This window comes from Methylobacterium sp. 190mf (genome assembly GCF_900107945.1).
Lineage (GTDB): Bacteria > Pseudomonadota > Alphaproteobacteria > Rhizobiales > Beijerinckiaceae > Methylobacterium.
In genome coordinates this window covers 53093-69092 of sequence record NZ_FNVI01000014.1, presented here as the reverse complement: position 1 = coordinate 69092, position 16000 = coordinate 53093, and the positions used below count along the sequence as shown (strand labels likewise).

The following is a 16000-nucleotide window of genomic DNA, read 5'->3' as shown; positions in this document are numbered from 1 at the left end:
GTTCCTTGATCCTAACCTCGGCGCAGCATAGCCCAGCGGGTACCGGAACGGGCCTCGCCGCGGCGGGTTGTCAGGCCGGTTTGGTGCAGTGCAGCCACACGGGAGTCAGGGATGGCCGAGCCGACGACAGCCCTCAAGGACACGGCAGCCTGCGGCACGCAGCCGGCGCCGCCCTGCACGCTGGTGATCTTCGGGGCTGGCGGCGACCTCACCAAGCGCCTGCTGATGCCCTCGCTCTACAACCTCGCCGGCGCCGGCCTGCTGTCCGAGGGCTTCTCGATCCTCGGCATCGATCACAATGACGGGACGGACGAATCGCTCCGCGAGAATCTCACCCAGACCCTGGAGGCGTTCAGCAAGGACCCGACCTCGGAGTTCCACGCCGACCACATCGACCCGAAGAGCTGGGGCTTCATCCGGGATCGGCTCCACTACCTCAAGGGCGATTTCGAGAAGCCCGAGACCTACGCGGCCGTGAAGCAGCGGGTCACCGGCAGCGCGGTGTTCTACTGCGCGGTGGCGGCGCGCTTCTTCGGGACGATCGTGGACGGGCTCGGCCAGGCCGGCCTGCTCAAGCAGGAGGGCGACACCTTCCGCCGCGTGGTCATCGAGAAGCCGTTCGGCTCCGATCTCGCCTCGGCCCGGGAGCTGAACGCCCGCATCCTGCGCCAGGGCGACGAGAGCCAGTTCTACCGGATCGACCACTTCCTGGGTAAGGAGACCGTTCAGTCGATCATGGCGTTCCGCTTCGCCAACGGCCTGCTGGAGCCGGTCTGGCGGCGGGAATACATCGACAGCATCCAGATCACGGCGGCCGAGACCGTGGGCGTCGAGGAGCGGGGCGGCTTCTACGAGCCGACCGGGGCGCTGCGCGACATGGTGCCGAACCACATGTTCCAGCTGCTCTGCATGGTCGCCATGGAGCCGCCGAACTCCTTCGACGCGGAGGCCGTGCGCACCGAGAAGGCCAAGCTCGCCGAGGCCGTGAAGCCGATCCCGCCCGAGGACGCGGTGCGCGGCCAGTACACGGCCGGCACCTCGGAGGGGCGCGACGTGCCCGCCTACCGGGACGAGCCGCACGTGGCGAAGGACTCGGTCACCGAGACCTACATCGCGTTGAAGCTCAGCATCGAGAACTGGCGCTGGGCCGGGGTGCCGTTCTACGTCCGCACCGGCAAGCGCATGACCGGGCGGCGCACCGAGATCGCCGTGCTGTTCAAGCCGGCGCCGTTCAAGATGTTCGAGGACACCCCCACGGCCGACCTCGCGCCCACCGTGATGCGGATCCAGATCGATCCCGATCACGGGGTCAGCACCGAGTTCAACGTCAAGGTGCCGGGGCCGCAGATGAAGATCGGCCGGGTGCGCTCCGGCTTCCGCTACAAGGACTTCTTCGCCGACCGGCCGAATGTCGGCTACGAGACGCTGCTCTACGATTGCATGACCGGCGACGCGACGCTGTTCCAGCGCGCCGACAACATCGAGGCCGGCTGGGCCGCGGTCGATCCCCTGCTCAAGGGCTGGCCGCAGGCGGAGGTGAACTTCTACCCCGCGGGCAGCGCCGGCCCGACGGAGGCCGACGCGCTGCTCGCCCGCGACGGCCGCCACTGGCTGGGTCTGGACGGCGAGACCGACTGAGCGGCCCGACGATTCGTTCGAACGCGAGGGTCGGCGGTTTCGCGCCTCCCCGTCCCGAAGCGGTGCGGCCGCCTGACGCCCCCTGCGCCCCAGCCGTCAGTGCGCGTGCAGCGAAGCGATCCAGGGCAGCGCCACGGCGACGAGCGTCGCGCCACCTTGGGTCACGTCGCTGCGCTCGCGGTGACGGGGTTCGGCCCTGTCAAACCGGTCGTGGCGGATGGATCGACCCGGTTGTCCAGCGGGTCGCCGGCTCATCCGCGTCTCAGCCCGCCCGGCCGTAATCGCGGGCGTCCCGCGCCTGGCGGTGAAAGGTGAGCCGGCGATCGAATTCCCGCGGGTCCTTCGGCTTCACCAGGGCGCCCGGGGGCACGTTCAGCCAATCGACCAGCCGGGTGAGCATGAAGCGGAGCGCGGCGCCCCGGCACAGGATCGGCAGGGCCGCGACCTCGGCGGCCTCCAGGGGCCGCACGGCCTCGTAGCCGGCGATCAGCGCGGCGGCCATGTCGCGGTGGAAGGTGCCGTCGGGGTCGAAGCACCACGCGTTCAGGCAGACCGCGAGGTCGTACGCGAAGGCGTCCGTGCAGGCGAAGTAGAAGTCGATCAAGCCCGACAGCGCGTCGCCGATGAAGAAGACGTTGTCGGTGAACAGGTCCGCGTGGATCACACCGCCCGGCAGGTCCCGGGGCCAATGCGCCTCCAGGACGGCGAGGTCCGACCGGGTGCGCGCCGCGAGGCCGGGCTCGACCGAATCGGCCTGGGCCTCGGCCTGCGCGAAGAGCGGGCGCCACGCGGACACCGAGAGATTGTTGTCCCGCACCATCGGGAAGTCCCGGCCGGCGGCGTGCAACTCCGCGAGGGCCCGGCCGAGTTCCCGGCAATGCTCGACGCCCGGCGCCTTGACCGAGACCCCCTCCAGGAAGCTCACGATGGCGGCGGGCCGGCCACAGAGCTGGCCGAGGGCTTGGCCAGCCCGGTCGCGCACGGGCTGCGGGCAGGCGAGGCCGCGGGCCGAGAGATGCTCCATCAGCCCGATGAAGAACGGCAGGTCCTGTTCCCGGACGCGCTTCTCGTAGAGCGTCAGGATGTAGGCGCCCTCGGTCGTGTGCAGGAAGAAGTTCGAGTTCTCGACGCCCTCCGCGATGCCTTTGAAGGAGAGCAGGCTGCCGATCGCGTAGGCGGACAGGAACTCGGCGAGCGCCGCGTCGGATACCTCGGTGTAGACGGCCACGTGTCTGCGCTCTGATGTCGAAAGTTCGATACGGCAAGGGGCGCCGAAGCGCCCCCGCATAAAGCCTGCCGCGCGCCCCGAGCCCGGGGCGTCGGCGCTGTCGGACCGGACCGCCTACTCGGCGGCCTCGCTGCGCAGCTCCCGCGGCAGCGGGAAGACCATGTCCTCGATCACGGTCGAGACCGTGTCGACCATCACGTCGTAGCGGGCCGCGAAGGCGTCGATGATCTCCTCGACCAGGACCTCGGGGGCCGAGGCGCCGGCCGTGAGGCCGAGCTTGCGGATGCCTTCGAAGGCCGGCCAGTCGATCTCCTCGGCGCGGAGCACGAGGCGGGTGATCGGGCAGCCGACGCGCTCGGCGACCTCGCGCAGGCGCTGCGAGTTCGACGAGTTCGACGAGCCGACCACGATCAGGGCGTCGACCAGCGGCGCCACCTGCTTCACCGCCTCCTGGCGGTTGGTGGTGGCGTAGCAGATGTCGTCCTTGTGCGGCCCGGTGATGTTCGGGAACTTCTTCTTCAGGGCCTCGACGATGTGCCGGGTGTCGTCGACCGACAGGGTCGTCTGGGTGACCCAGGCGAGGTTGTCGGGATTGTCCGGGGTCAGGGCCGCGATCTGCTCGAGATCCTCCACGAGGGTGATCGAGCCCTTGGGCAGCTGGCCCATCGTGCCCACCACCTCGGGATGGCCGGAATGGCCGACGAGCAGCACGTGGCGGCCGCGCTTGTGGTGGATCTCGGCCTCGCGGTGGACCTTGGTCACCAGCGGGCAGGTGGCGTCGATCGTCGTCAGCCCGCGCGAATCAGCGTTGGCCGGGACGGTCTTGGCCACCCCGTGGGCGGAGAAGATCACCGGGGCGCCGCCGTCCGGCACCTCGTCGAGTTCGCGGACGAACACGGCGCCCTTCCGCTTCAGGCTCTCCACGACGTACTTGTTGTGCACGATCTCGTGGCGGACGTAGACGGGCGGCCCGTAGATGGCGAGCGCCCGCTCCACGACGTCGATGGCCCGCACCACGCCGGCGCAGAAGCCGCGCGGGGCGCAGAGCAGGATCTCCAGCGGCGGCTTGCCGGCGGTGCCCGGGACGGGCTCGGGGGTCGCGATATCGGCGGTCATGCGGGGGATGTGGCGAGGGCGGGGCTGTCCTGTCAACAGGACTGGCCCAGGAACCGGGCGGGAAGAGGGAAGCGGAGCCGCTCCGTGGCCCCTCTGTAGCACGATTGCCGCGGGAATGGGACCCGCGCCGGCTTCCCTCAGAGCCGCCGGATCCCCGTCACGGCGCCGAAGCTGTGCGCCGCGATGCGGGCGACCGTCCCGGCGAGCGGCTCCGCGGCGACCGCCATGTGGTGGCCGTTGGCGTGGATCAGCGTCTCGGGATCGACCATCAGCCCGACATGGCCGCGCCAGAAGACGAAGTCGCCCCGGCGCAGGCCCGCGACCTCCGGGCGCGCGGGGTCGAACGTCAGCGCCTGCCCGAGGGTCCGCTCCTGCATGTCGGCGTCGCGCGGGCAGGGCAGCCCCGCCGCGTCGAGGCAGAGCTGCACGAGGCCGGAGCAGTCGAGCCCGAGGCTGGTGCGGCCGCCCCAGAGATAGGGGGTCCCGGCGAGCCGCGCGGCCGTCGCGGCGTAGTCCGGCTCGCGCGCGTCGACGGGCGCGCAGTGGCGGGCGAACACGTAGCCGCCCGGCGTCTCCAGGTAGGCGCCAGCCTCCCCCGTCGCGGCGAGGCGTGCGCCGAGGCTGAGATGGCCGAGGACCGGCCGCTTCAGGTCCGGCTCGGGATACAGGAAGGTGCGCAGGGCGGTGACGCGGTGCGTCGGCTCCGGATCGGCCGGACCGAGGCTTTCGGCCGGCAGGTAGCCGACGTAGCCGTCGCGGGCGAGCTGCACGAAGGCGAAGCCGTCCGCCGTGTCGTAGAGGTCGACCGCGTCGCCCAGCAGCGCCTCGGTGTCGAGCCCCGCGTCGGCGGCGGGCGCGCGGCGCAGCGGCGCCGACGGCGATGTCACCCGCCGCGGCGTGCCGGCAACGTAGCGCGCCGCCGCGACGCGGTCCCGCAAGCGGAGATCGGCGACGTGCGGCCGGGCCGGGGTCAGCCGGGGATCGAGGCTCTCGGTCATCCGCGAACCCTACCATGCCGGGCTGAAGCGCAGGTAAGCGCGGGCTCGCCGGACCGCGCCACTATGACGCACGGAGGCGCGTCTCCGGACCGGAGCAGCCGGCACTGGCCCGCGGGGTCGCCCGAAACTCCGGCAGATCGGGCACCGGATGCCCGAAGCGGCCCGAGCCTGCCCAAGCGCGCGGCAGCCGGCCTCACAGCCGCGCCACTGCGCGTCAGCTCCGCGTCTCCCCCGCGCTATCCGCCGGCGAGACATGTGCGGGAGGCGCCCATCACACGTTTTTGATGCACTGCACAACCTGTCCGGAAGGCGCTATGTCTGGTGCATGAAGACTGCGAGTCGCCCCGTGAAGAAGACGCAGAAGAGCTTCGCCGACCTGCCACCGATCCGCGTCCGCCGCGAGCCGCCCACCGTGAGCGAGGCGGTCGCCGCCGCGCAGGACCTCGCGGACGACGTGGAGCAGCAGGTCGAGATCGCCGCCGGCCTGATGGGCCTGCCGGCCGACGAGGTCCGCCCCCACGTCCTGGCGGCCAAGAAGGCCAAGCCGGAGCGCACCCCCGAGCGGATCCTGACCCAGGCGAGTCCGAGCCGGGCCCCGCGCACCGTGGTGGTGGAGCGCCGCACGCGCCCGACCGTGGTGATCGAGCGCCGCAGCCGGCCCCTCGACCCGCGTCGCTGACGGCCCGGGTCACCCGCCGGAGGGCGCGCCCTCGGGATCGCCGCCCCGCCCGCGCGCCGCGCTCAGTCGGCGGTCTGCACCGACCACGTGGCGTGGCGGATGCCGGGCATGCGGGCCAGCTCGTTGGTCACGGCGTCGAGTTCCTCCGCCTTGACGGCGCTGGCCGTGAGCGTCGCCACCACGTCGACCGCGCTCTCGCCGCGCTCCTCGATCTCGACGCTGCCGACCGGGTAGTTCGCCGCCTCCAGGCGCTCCACCAGCATGTCCTGGGCCGGCCCGGCCTCGCCGGGCGCCGTGGTGACCTGGACCTCGTAGGTCGCCTCGGTGGCGGATTCGCGGATCGGCGCGCGGTTGATGGCGTTCACCAGCGGCCGGAGCGCGGTGTTGCAGGCGAGCACCGTCACCATCACGAACACCGCCTCCAGGGGCAGGTCGGCGCCGCAGAAGGCCCCGACCGCGGCCGAGCACCACAGGGTCGCGGCCGTGTTGAGGCCGCGGACGTTCATCCCCTCCTTCATGATCACGCCGGCGCCGAGGAAGCCGATGCCGGAGATCACGTAGGCCACGGTCCGGACGCCCCCGTCCGGACCGGTCAGGCGCATGCCGAGATCCACGAAGGCGCTCGCCCCGACCGCGACCAGCACCGCCGTGCGCAGGCCCGCGGTGCGCTGCCGGTACTGCCGCTCGGCCCCGATGATCGTGCCGAGCACGAAGGCCACGAGCAGGCCGATCGCGGATTTCAGTTCTTCGGGGAGGGCGGCGTAGCTGGTCATCCGGCGTCTCATGGGAGCGGAGAGGTGACGGAACCGTGACACCATGGCCCGGGCGGGATCGGAAAGCGTGTCCGAAGCGGGATTGACGGCCGCACCGGGCAGCGGGCACACCGGCAAGAGCCTGAGGATCCCTTAAGAATCCGGGACCCGGCCGAGGAGACGTGCAGGATGCAGCACACGGCCCAGGACAAGGCCCGGAACATGGCCCGGGACATGGCCCGACGGGCGGATCCGCTCCGCGCCGGATCGTTCTCCGCATGAGCGGCGCCACGAGCGGCGCCCTCGCCGAACGCAGGCCCGACACTGCACCCGACAAAGGGTCCAGCAGCACGCCCGACGCCGCCCTGCACGGCCGCGTCATGGCGCTGCGCGAGGGGCTGGAGCGCGGCCTGATCGGCAGCGCCGGCCTCGTGGAGCGCCTGCTGATCGGGCTCCTGACCGGCGGGCACCTGCTGATCGAGGGCGCGCCGGGGCTCGCCAAGACCCGCGCGGTCAAGCGCCTCGCCGACGGCCTCGACGGCTCCTTCGCGCGCATCCAGTGCACGCCGGACCTGATGCCGGCCGACCTCACCGGCACCACCGTCTGGCGCCAGGATAGCGGCACCTTCGAGTTCCTGCCCGGGCCGCTGTTCCACGCCCTCGTGCTGGTGGACGAGGTCAACCGCGCCCCTCCGAAGGTGCAGTCGGCGCTCCTCGAATCCATGGCCGAAGGGCAGGTGACGGTCTCGGGGACGACGCACCGCCTGTCCGACCCGTTCATGGTCGTGGCGACCCAGAACCCGATCGAGCATGCCGGCACCTTCCCGCTGCCGGAGGCGCAGCTCGACCGCTTCCTCCTCCACGTCGTGGTCGACATGCCCGACGAGACCACCGAGCGGGCGATCCTCGACCTCGTGGAGGGCGAGATCACCCACCACGTCGATGCGATGACCGTGCGGCTGTCGCTGGCGGACGTGCGCGCCGCCCGGGAGGCGGCGCTCGCCACCTACGTGTCGCCGGCCCTCAAGGACTACCTCGTCCGGCTGGTGGCGGCGACCCGCACTGACGCGGCCGCCCCGGACCTGCGCGCCATGATCGAGCACCCGGCCTCCCCCCGCGGCACCCTGGCGCTGATGATGGCCGGCAAGGCCCGGGCCTGGCTGCGGGGGCGCGACCACGTCACGCCCGAGGACGTCGCGGAGCTGGCCCGCGACGCCCTCTCCCACCGGATCGGCCTGACATGGCGGGCGGCCGCCGAGGGCCGGACGGCGCGCGGCCTCGTCGGCGAGCTGGTGCAGCGGGTGCGGGCGCTCTGACGGTGTTCGGGTTCGGGCAGGCGCGCCGCAGTTCCCCTCCTCCCACCGCGGGGGCCTTCGGCCCGACCGCCGGGGGCCCCTTCCCCGCCCAGGAGGCGGGGCGAGACCGCGCCGAGCACGGCATCCACCTCTCGGGCGAGGCCCTGATGGGCCTGCGCCATCTCGCCCGGCGGGGCTCCGCGCCCGCCACCCGGACGCTGGCGGGCCTGCCGGGCGGCATCGTCACCCGGCGCCGCGGGCGCGGGTCGGAGCCGGAGGACGTCCGCCTCTGGTCCGAGGGCGACGACCGCCGCTTCATCGACCGCAACGCCACGGCCCGCACCGGGCAGCTGCACGTCCGCACCCACCACGACGAGCGCGACCGCGCCGTGGTGCTGCTCGCCGATTTCCGGCCCGCGATGCTGTTCGGCACCCGCCGGGCCCTGCGCTCGGTGGCGGCCGCCGAGGCCCTGGCGCTGCTCGGCTGGCGGGTCGCCGCCGACGGCGGCCGGGTCGGCCTCGCGGTCGCCGCGGCCGGCGCGCCGACCGTGCTGCGGCCGGCGGGCGGCGAGCGCGCCATGATCGCGGTCACCGGCGCCCTCGCCCAGGCCCATGCCGACGCGCTGGCGGCCGGGTCCGGCGCGCCGACCCGCGCGGAGCCGCCGCTGGAGGCGACACTCGCCCTCGCCCGCAGCCTGCTGCCGGCCGGCGGCCACCTCGTCATCGCCAGCGCCCTGGACGATCCCGGCCCGGGCTTCGACGAGCTCCTGACCCTGCTCGCCGAGCGGATCGCCATCCGGCTGATCCTGGTGAGCGACGCCTTCGAGCGCGCCCGGCCGCCGGGCTACTACCCCTTCGCCCTCGCGGACGGCCGCCGCGGGACCGCGCTGCCGACCGTTTCACCGACCGTGCCGACGACCGCGGCTGGAGCTGCGGGGGAGACCGCCGAGGCCCGGCTCGCCGACTACGCCCGCCGGGGCATCGCGGGCGTGCGCCTCGACGTCGAGACCGGCCCGGAGGCCTACGCGCCGCTCATGGAGCGCCTCGATGCGGTGCTGTGAGGCCGAACCCGGCGACCCGACCCGCGGCGCGCCCCGATGAACCCCGTCGCGCCCGCCGAGATCCCCCTGTCCCTCGACCAGCTCCGGGGCCTGCACCTGCCCGGAGGCGCCGTCGGCGCCGTGCAGGGCGAGGTCGTGGCCGCTGCCGCCCTGGGCTTCCTCGCCGCCCTGCTGGTCGGGCTCGTGCGCTACGCGCGCGGCCGGGCGCGGGCCACCCTGCGCCGGGCGGCGCTCGCCGAGCTCGCCCGGAGCCGTGGCCTCGACCCGGAGGCGCGCCTCGTCGCCCAGGCCCGGCTGCTGCGCAGACTCGACCGGTCTCTCGACCGGTCCGGCGAGGCCGAGGCAGGGACCGGGACCCGGGCCACGGGCCCGGACTGGGCGGCCCGGCTGGACGGGCTGTTCCGGACCGACTTCTTCACCCGGGGCGCCGGCCGGGTGCTCGCCGACGGGCTGTACCGGCGACAGGATCCCGACCTCGAGGCCCTGGACGCCGAGCTCGCCCGCCTGATCGGGCGGCTGCGGGCATGAGCGGATTCCTGCCCGCGTGGCTCAGCGCGCTCCTGTCGGCCTTCGACCTCGCCGCGCCCTGGGCGCTGCTGGCGCTGCCCCTGCCGCTGCTGGCCGCGCGCCTGATCCCGGCGGAGCCGGAGGGCGGCAGCGGCGCCCTGCGCGTGCCCGCCACCCTGGTGGCCGGCGCGCGCGCCGGCGCCGACCGCGCGGCCCGGGGCCGGCGGCGGGCGCTGCTCACCTGGACGCTGTGGATCGCCCTGGTGGCGGCGCTGTCGGGCCCGCGCCTCGTCATGCCGGCGGCCGCGCTCCCGGCCTCGGGCCGCGAGATCATGATCGCCATGGACCTGTCGGGCTCGATGGAGCGGCGCGACTTCGCCCTCGACGGCGAGACCGTGAACCGGCTCACCGCGGTCAAGCGTGTCGGCACCGACTTCATCCGGCGCCGGGCCGGAGACCGGATCGGCCTCGTGATCTTCGCCGACCAGGCCTACGTGGCGGCGGCGCCGAGCTTCGACACCGCGGCGGTCGCCCGGGCGCTGGACGAGGCCACGATCGGCATCAGCGGCCGCTCCACCGGGATCGGCGACGGCCTCGGGCTCGCCCTGCGCCGGCTGGACCCGCGGGACGCCGGGGGCGACGCCGCCGGGGCCAGGCCGGGCGAGAAGGCCGCGAAGGCCGCGAAGGCCGTGATCCTGCTGTCGGACGGCGCCAACAATGCCGGCCAGACCGCCCCCAAGGACGTGGCGGAGCTCGCCAAGGAACTCGGCATCAAGGTCTACACGATCGCCCTGGGGCCCCGCGACATGGCCGACGCCGACGGCGAGCAGGACGTGGTCGACACCGAGACCCTGCGCGACATGGCGCGGGCGAGCGGCGGCGAGGCCTTCCGGGTGCGCACCACCGAGGATCTGGTCCGGGTCGCCGACGCCATCGACCGGCTGGAGGGCGGCCGCGCCCTCGCCCCGCCCCTGCCGCTCCGCCGGGACCTCTGGCCCTGGCCGGCCGCCCTGGCTTTCCTCAGCGCCGCGCTCCTGCTGGCCAGCCGGAGGGGCGCGTGATGGTTCGATACCCCGCGCCCCCGACCCTCCCCCGCGTCCCGCGGTGCCGGGGCGCGGCGCCGGCCTCGGGGGCGGGAATGCGGGTCGGAGGGTCCGCCCGATGAGCGCCCTCGACGCCGTCGCCCTCCTGCGCCCCTGGTGGTTCCTGGCGATCCCGGTCGTGGTCCTGCTGGCCCTTCGCGCCGCGTGGCGCTCGGCGCCGCTGGGCGACTGGGCCCGGGCCGTCGACCCGGCGCTGATGGCCCATCTCGCCCGGGCCGGCGCGGTCCTCGGCGGCCGGCGGCAGGCGAACCTCGCCGCCGCGCTGGCGGCCGGGCTGATCGCCCTGGCGCTGACCGGCCCCGCGGTGGAGCGGGCGGACGGGCGGACCTTCCGCAACCTCGACGAGACCGTGCTCGTCGTCGACCTATCGCGGTCGGTCACCGAGGGCGGCAACCTCCAGGGCGTCCGGCAGGCCGCCGCCGCCGTGGCGGAGGCCGCCGGCACCCGGGCGGTCGCCCTCGTGGTCTACGCGGGCGACGCCTACCTCGCCGCCTCCCCGACCACGGACCGCGACAGCCTCGGCACCACCCTGTTCGCCCTCGACGCCGACACGGTGCCGGACCGCGGCTCGCACCCCGAGCGCGGGCTGGCGCTGGCCCGCCGCACCCTCGCGGAGGCCAACGTGGTGGCGGCCGACGTGGTGCTGATCAGCGACGGCGACGGCATCGGCGAGGCCGCCACCCGCGAGGCCCGCGCCATCGCCGAGCACGGCTGGCGGCTCCAGGCCCTCTACGTCCCGGCCGACAAGCCGCTGCCGCCCGGCGCGCCGAAGCCCGACCGGACCGCCCTCGACGCCCTCGCCCGGGCCGGCGGCGGCACGGCCGCCGACATCGCGACCCCGGGCCCGGTGCTCGACGCGGTCGGGGCCGGCCTCGCCCAGCACCTCGCGGCGGGCGGCTACGGCGTCCTGGCCTACGCGGATCTCGGGCGCTGGCTGCTGCTGCTGGCGGCGCTGCCGGCGCTGCTGCTGTTCCGCAGGAGCGCGTGATGCGGCTGACCCTTCCCGAGACCGGCCTCGCCGCCCCGCTCCGGGCCGGCCTGCCGCCACGCTGGCGGCGGCTCGCCCGGATCGCCGGCCTCGCCCTCGCCGGGATCGGCCTCCTGGCGCTGCTCGCGGTCTCGCAGCCCCGCACCGGCTTCGGGCGGCTGCTGATGGGTCTCAGCCTGCCGGGCCTCGCCGCGGACGTGTTCGTCGATCCGGCCTGGCGCGCCGCCGCGCTCTACGAGGCCGGCCGCTACGAGGAGGCGGTCGCGCTGTTCCGTGCCGGCGGGCGGCGGGCGAGCTACAATCTCGGCAACGCTCTGGCCAGGGCCGGCGACCTCGACGGGGCGCTCGCGGCCTACGACGAGGCCCTGCGCTTCAACCCCCGCGACGCCGACGCCCAGGCCAACCGCTCGCTGATCGCCCGGATGCGAGCCGAGGTGATTGACCGCGGGCCCGGCGGCGGCATCGCCAACGGCACCGCCCAGTACGGCGCCCGCTACAACAACACCGCCAACCAGGACCAGAACAACGACATCAACGCCGCCTCCAGCGGCGAGGGTCTCGCCGGCAACAAGGAATCGAACGCCAGCGCGTCGCTGCCCGGCAACAGCAAGGTCGCCCGCCGCGGCAAGGCCGAGCAGCAGTCGATCGACGCCGGCAAGGGCCAGGCCCGGGGCTCGGCCGGCGACGCCGCCGGCCGCGGCCGGACCGGCGGCGGCTCAGCCATGGTGGCCGAGGCGCCCGAGCGCGAGGTCCGCCGGGTGACCAAGAGCTTCGAGGCCCACGAGATCCGCCCGGACCGGCTCTGGCTCCAGACCCTGCCGGACGATCCCGGCCGCTATCTCAAGCTGCGCCTGCGCGCCGAGCAGACCCGCCGGCTCGAGGCCGGCACCGCGATCCCCGCCGGGAGCAACCCGTGGTAAGTGTTTTCGGCGTTTCCGAGCGGCGCGCCCTGACCCGCGCCCTGACCCGCGCCCTCATCCTCCTCGCGCCCTTCCTCGCCCCCCTGCCCGCCCGGGCCGAGATCGAGCCGGGCGACCTCACGCTGACGGTGACCGCGGAGCTCAACGGCAACAGCGCCCCCTTCCCCCGCGAGATGGTGCTGCTGAAGATCCACGGGGTCTACAAGCAGCCGATCCTGCTCGAGGAGGTGGTGCAGCCCTCCCTCGCCAACTTCTCGTGGACGCAGCTCGGCCGCGACCACTGGAGCCGGACCAAGCTCCCCGACGGCCAGAGCGCCATCGCGTTCGACCGCACCGTGGCGGTCTTCCCGCACCATGCCGGCCAGTTCACCATCGAGCCGTTCGTCCACAAGCTCACCGTCAACGATGTCGGCGAGCGGCGGGTCGTCGAGGTCCGCTCGAAGCCGATCCCCTTCCCGGTCGCACCCTGGACCGAGCCCACCGGCGGCCCCGACGCCAAGGAGCCCTGGTGGCTGCCCGCCAAGGACGTGGCGATCACCGATTCCTGGAGCCCGGACCCGGAGACCATCAAGGTCGGCGAGACCACCCGCCGGATCGTCACCCTGGAGGCCCAGGGCATGGTCGCCGAAGGCCTGCCGCCCCGGCCGGTCATGCGCACCCGCGGCATCATCACCTTTGCGGGCCCCGTCACCCGCGAGACGCTGCTGACGCCCTCGGGGCCCGTGGCGCGGGCCACCTACCAGTGGGACGTGAAGCCCGGCGTGCCGGAGATCATCCCCCTCGACGCCATCGCGATCCCGTGGTTCGACACCAACACCCGCACGATGCGCGAGACCGAGATCCCGGCCCGGCAGATCGGCGGCGGCCTGCCCGACCGCGAGACCGAGCGGGCGCCCCCCGCGATCCCCTCGCCCCTCGTCGTCGCCGCCTCGGCGCTCGCCGCCTTCGGGCTGGGCCTCGCGCTGATCGGCTTCGGCCTCGGGCGGCCGCGCCTGCGCCTCTCCGGCGCGGCGCGGCGCTCCTTACGCGCGGCGGCCCGGGCCGGCGACCCGGCCGGGTTCCGCGCGGCCCTCGACGCGGCCCAGCGGGACGCCCCCGACCTCGCCCGGACCTGGCGGGCGCGGCCCGACCTCGCGGCCGCCTTCGCGGCCCTCGACCGGGCGGTCTTCGGCGCGGCGGGCGCGCCCGTCCCGGATCTCCGGGCCCTGGCCCAAGCCCTGTCGCGCGCCGCGCCTGGGGAAGCCGCGGCCCCCGCGGCGGACCGGCTCGCACCGCTCGACGGCCCGGTCCGCTGAGCGCGGCGCGGCGCGGCTCCGCATCTCGTGAAGGCGGGCGCGGGAACGCAAGCCGGGACCGGGATTTGGGCTGCCGCAACCGCCCGGCACCGGAGAGCCCCATGCCCGCGACCCCGCACCGATCCGCCCGCGCCGCCACGCGCCGCCCGACCATGGGCGCCCCGACCGTCGCCCTCGCCACCGCCCTCGTGATCCTCCTGGTCCTGCCGGCCGCGCTGCCGTCGGCGGCCCTCGCCCGGTCCTCCGGCACCGAGCGCGCGCTGAAGATGGTCGACACCGACCACGACGGCACGATCGACCTGGCCGAGGCCCAGGCCGCCGCCGGCAAGGTCTTCGACGCCGCCGAGACCGACAAGGACGGCACCGTCGACGCCAAGGAGCTGAAGGGCCGGCTCAGCAAGAAGGACCTGAAGGCCGCCGACACCGATTCCGACGGCACCCTCGACCGCAAGGAATACCTCGCCCTGGTCGAGCAGCGCTTCAAGGCGGCCGATCCCGACAACGACGGCACCCTCGACGCCAGGGAACTCAAGTTCCCGGCGGGGCGCAGCCTGCTGCAGCTCCTGAAGTAAGCGCGCCTCCCGGACCTGCCGCCGTTGCACAGTTCATGAGCAAGTATTATTCCTGTGCAACGGCTCACGTTCTGAGCAGGCATCAATATTTTGCACTATCTTGCGTCATCTGAATTGGCCTCGTAGGTTTCGGTTATCCGAGCGGTAAAGCATCGGGTGAACCACCAGGGAGGAGCGCGATGGCACGCGCCAACGAGGTCAAGGACAGGTTTCGCGCGCGGCTGCAGGCGGCCGACGAGCGCAGCAACGACTTCCGGCGGAAGCTGCTTGAGGACGGGTCCCGGGCGCTCCAGCCCGTCATGGGCGTGCTGAACCTGATGGCCGAGGTCCTCAACGAGGAGGACAACGTCCACGGCAGCATCACCGGCCTCGAGGCGAAGATCGATCAGGACAACTTCATCAGCCTGTGCGCGCAGCTGCGCGGCACCGAGTCCGAGCAGAAGATCAAGATCAAGTACGGTCCGGAACTCGGCGGCAGCAACTACATCTCGGTCTCGGGCCTGAACCAGCGCTACAACGAGCGCCTCGTGCCGGGGGCGGCGAGCTGCTCCATCGGCCGGACGGTCGGCAGCGACATCCAGCTCGACGAGCACCGGGGCGACGAGCTGGCCGAGGTGGTCCGCGAGGTCGTCGAGGACTTCTACGCGGCCCAGATCGAGCAGCGCAGCCACTTCGCCTCCGCGCGCTGACGCCAGCGGCGGCGCGAACCGATCCGCGCGCCGCCTGCATCCGCCGGCCCGCCCCCGTCCTCGGGGGGACGGCCGGACCCCGCCGAAGGGCTCGGCCCTTCGGAGGCCCCGCCTCAGTCGGCGATGAACTTCAGCCGGTGGTCGCGGTAGAGGTCGACGATCGCCGCGGCGGTCTCCTCGATGGACCGGCGGGTGACGTCGATCGTCGGCCAGCGGTTCTTGGTGAATAGCCGGCGGGACATGGTTATCTCGTCCGCCACTGCCGAGCGGTCGACGTAGAGGGACGATTCGTCGGCGTTGAGGCTCGACAGCCGGTTCTGCCGGATCTGCACGATGCGCTCCGGCGACGCGAACAGGCCGACCACGAGAGGCTTGCGGGCCCGCTCGATCGCCGGCGGCAGCGGCATGCCCGGCACCAGCGGCAGGTTGGTGGTCTTGAGGCCGCGATTGGCGAGGTAGATCGAGGTCGGCGTCTTCGATGTCCGGCTGACGCCGAGCAGGATCACGTCGGCCTCCTCCAGATTGTCCGGCAGGTTGCCGTCGTCGTGGGCCAGCGTGAAGTTCATCGCGTCGATGCGCTTGAAGTACTCGGCGTTCAGCATGTGCTGGGCGCCGGGCCGCGCCGTGGTCTCGGCGCCGAGATACGCGCGCAGCAGGTCGTGGACCGGCCGCAGCACCGACAGGCACGGCGAGCCGGTCTCCCGGGCGACCTCCTCCAGCCGCTCGCCGAGGTCGCCCCCCACCAGCGTGTAGAGGACGAGGCCCGGCGCGGCCCGGATCTCCGAGATCACCCGGTCGAGCTGCGCGGCCGAGCGCACCAGCGGGTAGACGTGCTCGATCGCCGACACGCCCTCGTACTGGGCGGCGGCCGCGCGCCCGACATTGATCAGCGTCTCGCCGGTGGAGTCGGAGACGAGGTGGAGGTGGAAGTAGCTGCGGCCCATTCCGATCGCCTCTGCGGTCGACCTCTCGGCCGACTGTGCGGTCGCCTCGCGCGGCGCCCACGTTGTCCACCGCCGGCCGCCAGGGGAGTCGATGAGTGTGGATAGGATGCCCCGCCGGGCCGGTCCAGGGCGATCCCGGTGCGCGCTGTCGACTCCGCCGTTCACAGGCAGATGATCGGGACGCGCCGAATCCGGCTCTCTGGACGAATCGGCCG

The 16000-nt window shown here is 73.7% G+C and carries 16 protein-coding genes; 11 read left to right on the top strand and 5 right to left on the bottom strand.

Translation table 11 applies throughout. The annotated features are described in order from the left end of the window. Positions 1–111: 111 nt before the first annotated feature. A complete protein-coding gene (gene zwf / locus C4T42_RS17685) occupies positions 112–1638 on the top strand; it encodes a glucose-6-phosphate dehydrogenase (protein ID WP_020094030.1) in 1527 nt (508 codons plus the stop codon). Between the two features lie 262 nt (positions 1639–1900). Here zwf and C4T42_RS17680 read toward each other — a convergent pair whose 3' ends face one another. The 3 genes from C4T42_RS17680 to C4T42_RS17670 all read right to left on the bottom strand — a co-directional run bounded on the left by C4T42_RS17680 (position 1901) and on the right by C4T42_RS17670 (position 4980). Next, positions 1901–2866, bottom strand: coding sequence for a homoserine kinase (locus C4T42_RS17680; RefSeq protein ID WP_020094031.1), 966 nt, complete (start codon positions 2864–2866; stop codon positions 1901–1903). 114 nt (positions 2867–2980) lie between these two features. Continuing rightward, complete coding sequence (gene ispH / locus C4T42_RS17675) at positions 2981–3982, bottom strand: 4-hydroxy-3-methylbut-2-enyl diphosphate reductase (RefSeq protein WP_020094032.1); 1002 nt, start codon at positions 3980–3982, stop codon at positions 2981–2983. 137 nt (positions 3983–4119) lie between these two features. Beyond that, complete coding sequence (locus C4T42_RS17670; protein ID WP_020094033.1) at positions 4120–4980, bottom strand: NlpC/P60 family protein; 861 nt, start codon at positions 4978–4980, stop codon at positions 4120–4122. Between the two features lie 346 nt (positions 4981–5326). Here C4T42_RS17670 and C4T42_RS17665 point away from each other — a divergent pair, with 346 nt between their 5' ends. Beyond that, positions 5327–5659, top strand: a complete 333-nt coding sequence (locus C4T42_RS17665) for a hypothetical protein (RefSeq protein ID WP_020094034.1) — start codon at positions 5327–5329, stop codon at positions 5657–5659. Positions 5660–5721: 62 nt separating this feature from the next. Here the strand turns inward: C4T42_RS17665 and C4T42_RS17660 are convergent, their stop codons facing one another. Further along, the gene (locus C4T42_RS17660) at positions 5722–6432 is read right to left on the bottom strand and encodes an MgtC/SapB family protein (RefSeq protein WP_020094035.1); all 711 of its coding nucleotides are present in this window, start codon (positions 6430–6432) and stop codon (positions 5722–5724) included. 257 nt (positions 6433–6689) lie between these two features. Here C4T42_RS17660 and C4T42_RS17655 point away from each other — a divergent pair, with 257 nt between their 5' ends. The 9 genes from C4T42_RS17655 (at position 6690) to C4T42_RS17615 (ending at position 14841) form a co-directional block, all read left to right on the top strand. Continuing rightward, positions 6690–7727 (top strand): MoxR family ATPase, encoded by a 1038-nt coding sequence (locus tag C4T42_RS17655; RefSeq protein WP_020094037.1) that lies wholly within the window; start codon positions 6690–6692, stop codon positions 7725–7727. Between the two features lie 146 nt (positions 7728–7873). Continuing rightward, positions 7874–8767: a DUF58 domain-containing protein gene (locus C4T42_RS17650; protein ID WP_020094038.1), complete on the top strand. Its 894-nt coding sequence runs from the start codon at positions 7874–7876 to the stop codon at positions 8765–8767. A gap of 36 nt (positions 8768–8803) precedes the next feature. Then, the gene (locus C4T42_RS17645; RefSeq protein ID WP_020094039.1) at positions 8804–9295 is read left to right on the top strand and encodes a DUF4381 family protein; all 492 of its coding nucleotides are present in this window, start codon (positions 8804–8806) and stop codon (positions 9293–9295) included. Then, a complete protein-coding gene (locus C4T42_RS17640; RefSeq protein WP_181049182.1) occupies positions 9292–10335 on the top strand; it encodes a VWA domain-containing protein in 1044 nt (347 codons plus the stop codon). The genes C4T42_RS17645 and C4T42_RS17640 overlap by 4 nt, the downstream gene beginning before the upstream one ends. 100 nt (positions 10336–10435) lie before the next feature. Continuing rightward, entirely contained in the window at positions 10436–11365 is a 930-nt protein-coding gene (locus C4T42_RS17635; protein WP_020094041.1) for a VWA domain-containing protein, read from the top strand. Further along, a complete protein-coding gene (locus C4T42_RS17630; RefSeq protein WP_020094042.1) occupies positions 11365–12285 on the top strand; it encodes a tetratricopeptide repeat protein in 921 nt (306 codons plus the stop codon). The genes C4T42_RS17635 and C4T42_RS17630 overlap by 1 nt, the downstream gene beginning before the upstream one ends. Beyond that, positions 12279–13580, top strand: coding sequence for a BatD family protein (locus C4T42_RS17625; RefSeq protein WP_020094043.1), 1302 nt, complete (start codon positions 12279–12281; stop codon positions 13578–13580). The genes C4T42_RS17630 and C4T42_RS17625 overlap by 7 nt, the downstream gene beginning before the upstream one ends. Before the next feature lie 101 nt (positions 13581–13681). Further along, entirely contained in the window at positions 13682–14152 is a 471-nt protein-coding gene (locus tag C4T42_RS17620; protein ID WP_020094044.1) for an EF-hand domain-containing protein, read from the top strand. A gap of 179 nt (positions 14153–14331) precedes the next feature. Next, positions 14332–14841 (top strand): hypothetical protein, encoded by a 510-nt coding sequence (locus C4T42_RS17615; protein WP_020094045.1) that lies wholly within the window; start codon positions 14332–14334, stop codon positions 14839–14841. Positions 14842–14954: 113 nt separating this feature from the next. Here C4T42_RS17615 and C4T42_RS17610 read toward each other — a convergent pair whose 3' ends face one another. After that, positions 14955–15785: a pyruvate, water dikinase regulatory protein gene (locus C4T42_RS17610; RefSeq protein WP_020094046.1), complete on the bottom strand. Its 831-nt coding sequence runs from the start codon at positions 15783–15785 to the stop codon at positions 14955–14957. Between the last annotated feature and the right edge of the window lie 215 nt (positions 15786–16000).

Bases quoted from the DNA above. Each gene is read 5' to 3' on its own strand.
- C4T42_RS17650 (WP_020094038.1), top strand. From the start codon at position 7,874: ATGGGCCTGCGCCATCTCGCCCGGCGGGGCTCCGCGCCCGCCACCCGG.
- C4T42_RS17635 (WP_020094041.1), top strand. From the start codon at position 10,436: ATGAGCGCCCTCGACGCCGTCGCCCTCCTGCGCCCCTGGTGGTTCCTG.
- C4T42_RS17670 (WP_020094033.1), bottom strand. From the start codon at position 4,980: ATGACCGAGAGCCTCGATCCCCGGCTGACCCCGGCCCGGCCGCACGTC.
- C4T42_RS17620 (WP_020094044.1), top strand. From the start codon at position 13,682: ATGCCCGCGACCCCGCACCGATCCGCCCGCGCCGCCACGCGCCGCCCG.
- zwf (WP_020094030.1), top strand. From the start codon at position 112: ATGGCCGAGCCGACGACAGCCCTCAAGGACACGGCAGCCTGCGGCACG.
- ispH (WP_020094032.1), bottom strand. From the start codon at position 3,982: ATGACCGCCGATATCGCGACCCCCGAGCCCGTCCCGGGCACCGCCGGC.
- C4T42_RS17610 (WP_020094046.1), bottom strand. From the start codon at position 15,785: ATGGGCCGCAGCTACTTCCACCTCCACCTCGTCTCCGACTCCACCGGC.
- C4T42_RS17615 (WP_020094045.1), top strand. From the start codon at position 14,332: ATGGCACGCGCCAACGAGGTCAAGGACAGGTTTCGCGCGCGGCTGCAG.
- C4T42_RS17630 (WP_020094042.1), top strand. From the start codon at position 11,365: ATGCGGCTGACCCTTCCCGAGACCGGCCTCGCCGCCCCGCTCCGGGCC.
- C4T42_RS17645 (WP_020094039.1), top strand. From the start codon at position 8,804: ATGAACCCCGTCGCGCCCGCCGAGATCCCCCTGTCCCTCGACCAGCTC.
- C4T42_RS17655 (WP_020094037.1), top strand. From the start codon at position 6,690: ATGAGCGGCGCCACGAGCGGCGCCCTCGCCGAACGCAGGCCCGACACT.
- C4T42_RS17640 (WP_181049182.1), top strand. From the start codon at position 9,292: ATGAGCGGATTCCTGCCCGCGTGGCTCAGCGCGCTCCTGTCGGCCTTC.
- C4T42_RS17660 (WP_020094035.1), bottom strand. From the start codon at position 6,432: ATGACCAGCTACGCCGCCCTCCCCGAAGAACTGAAATCCGCGATCGGC.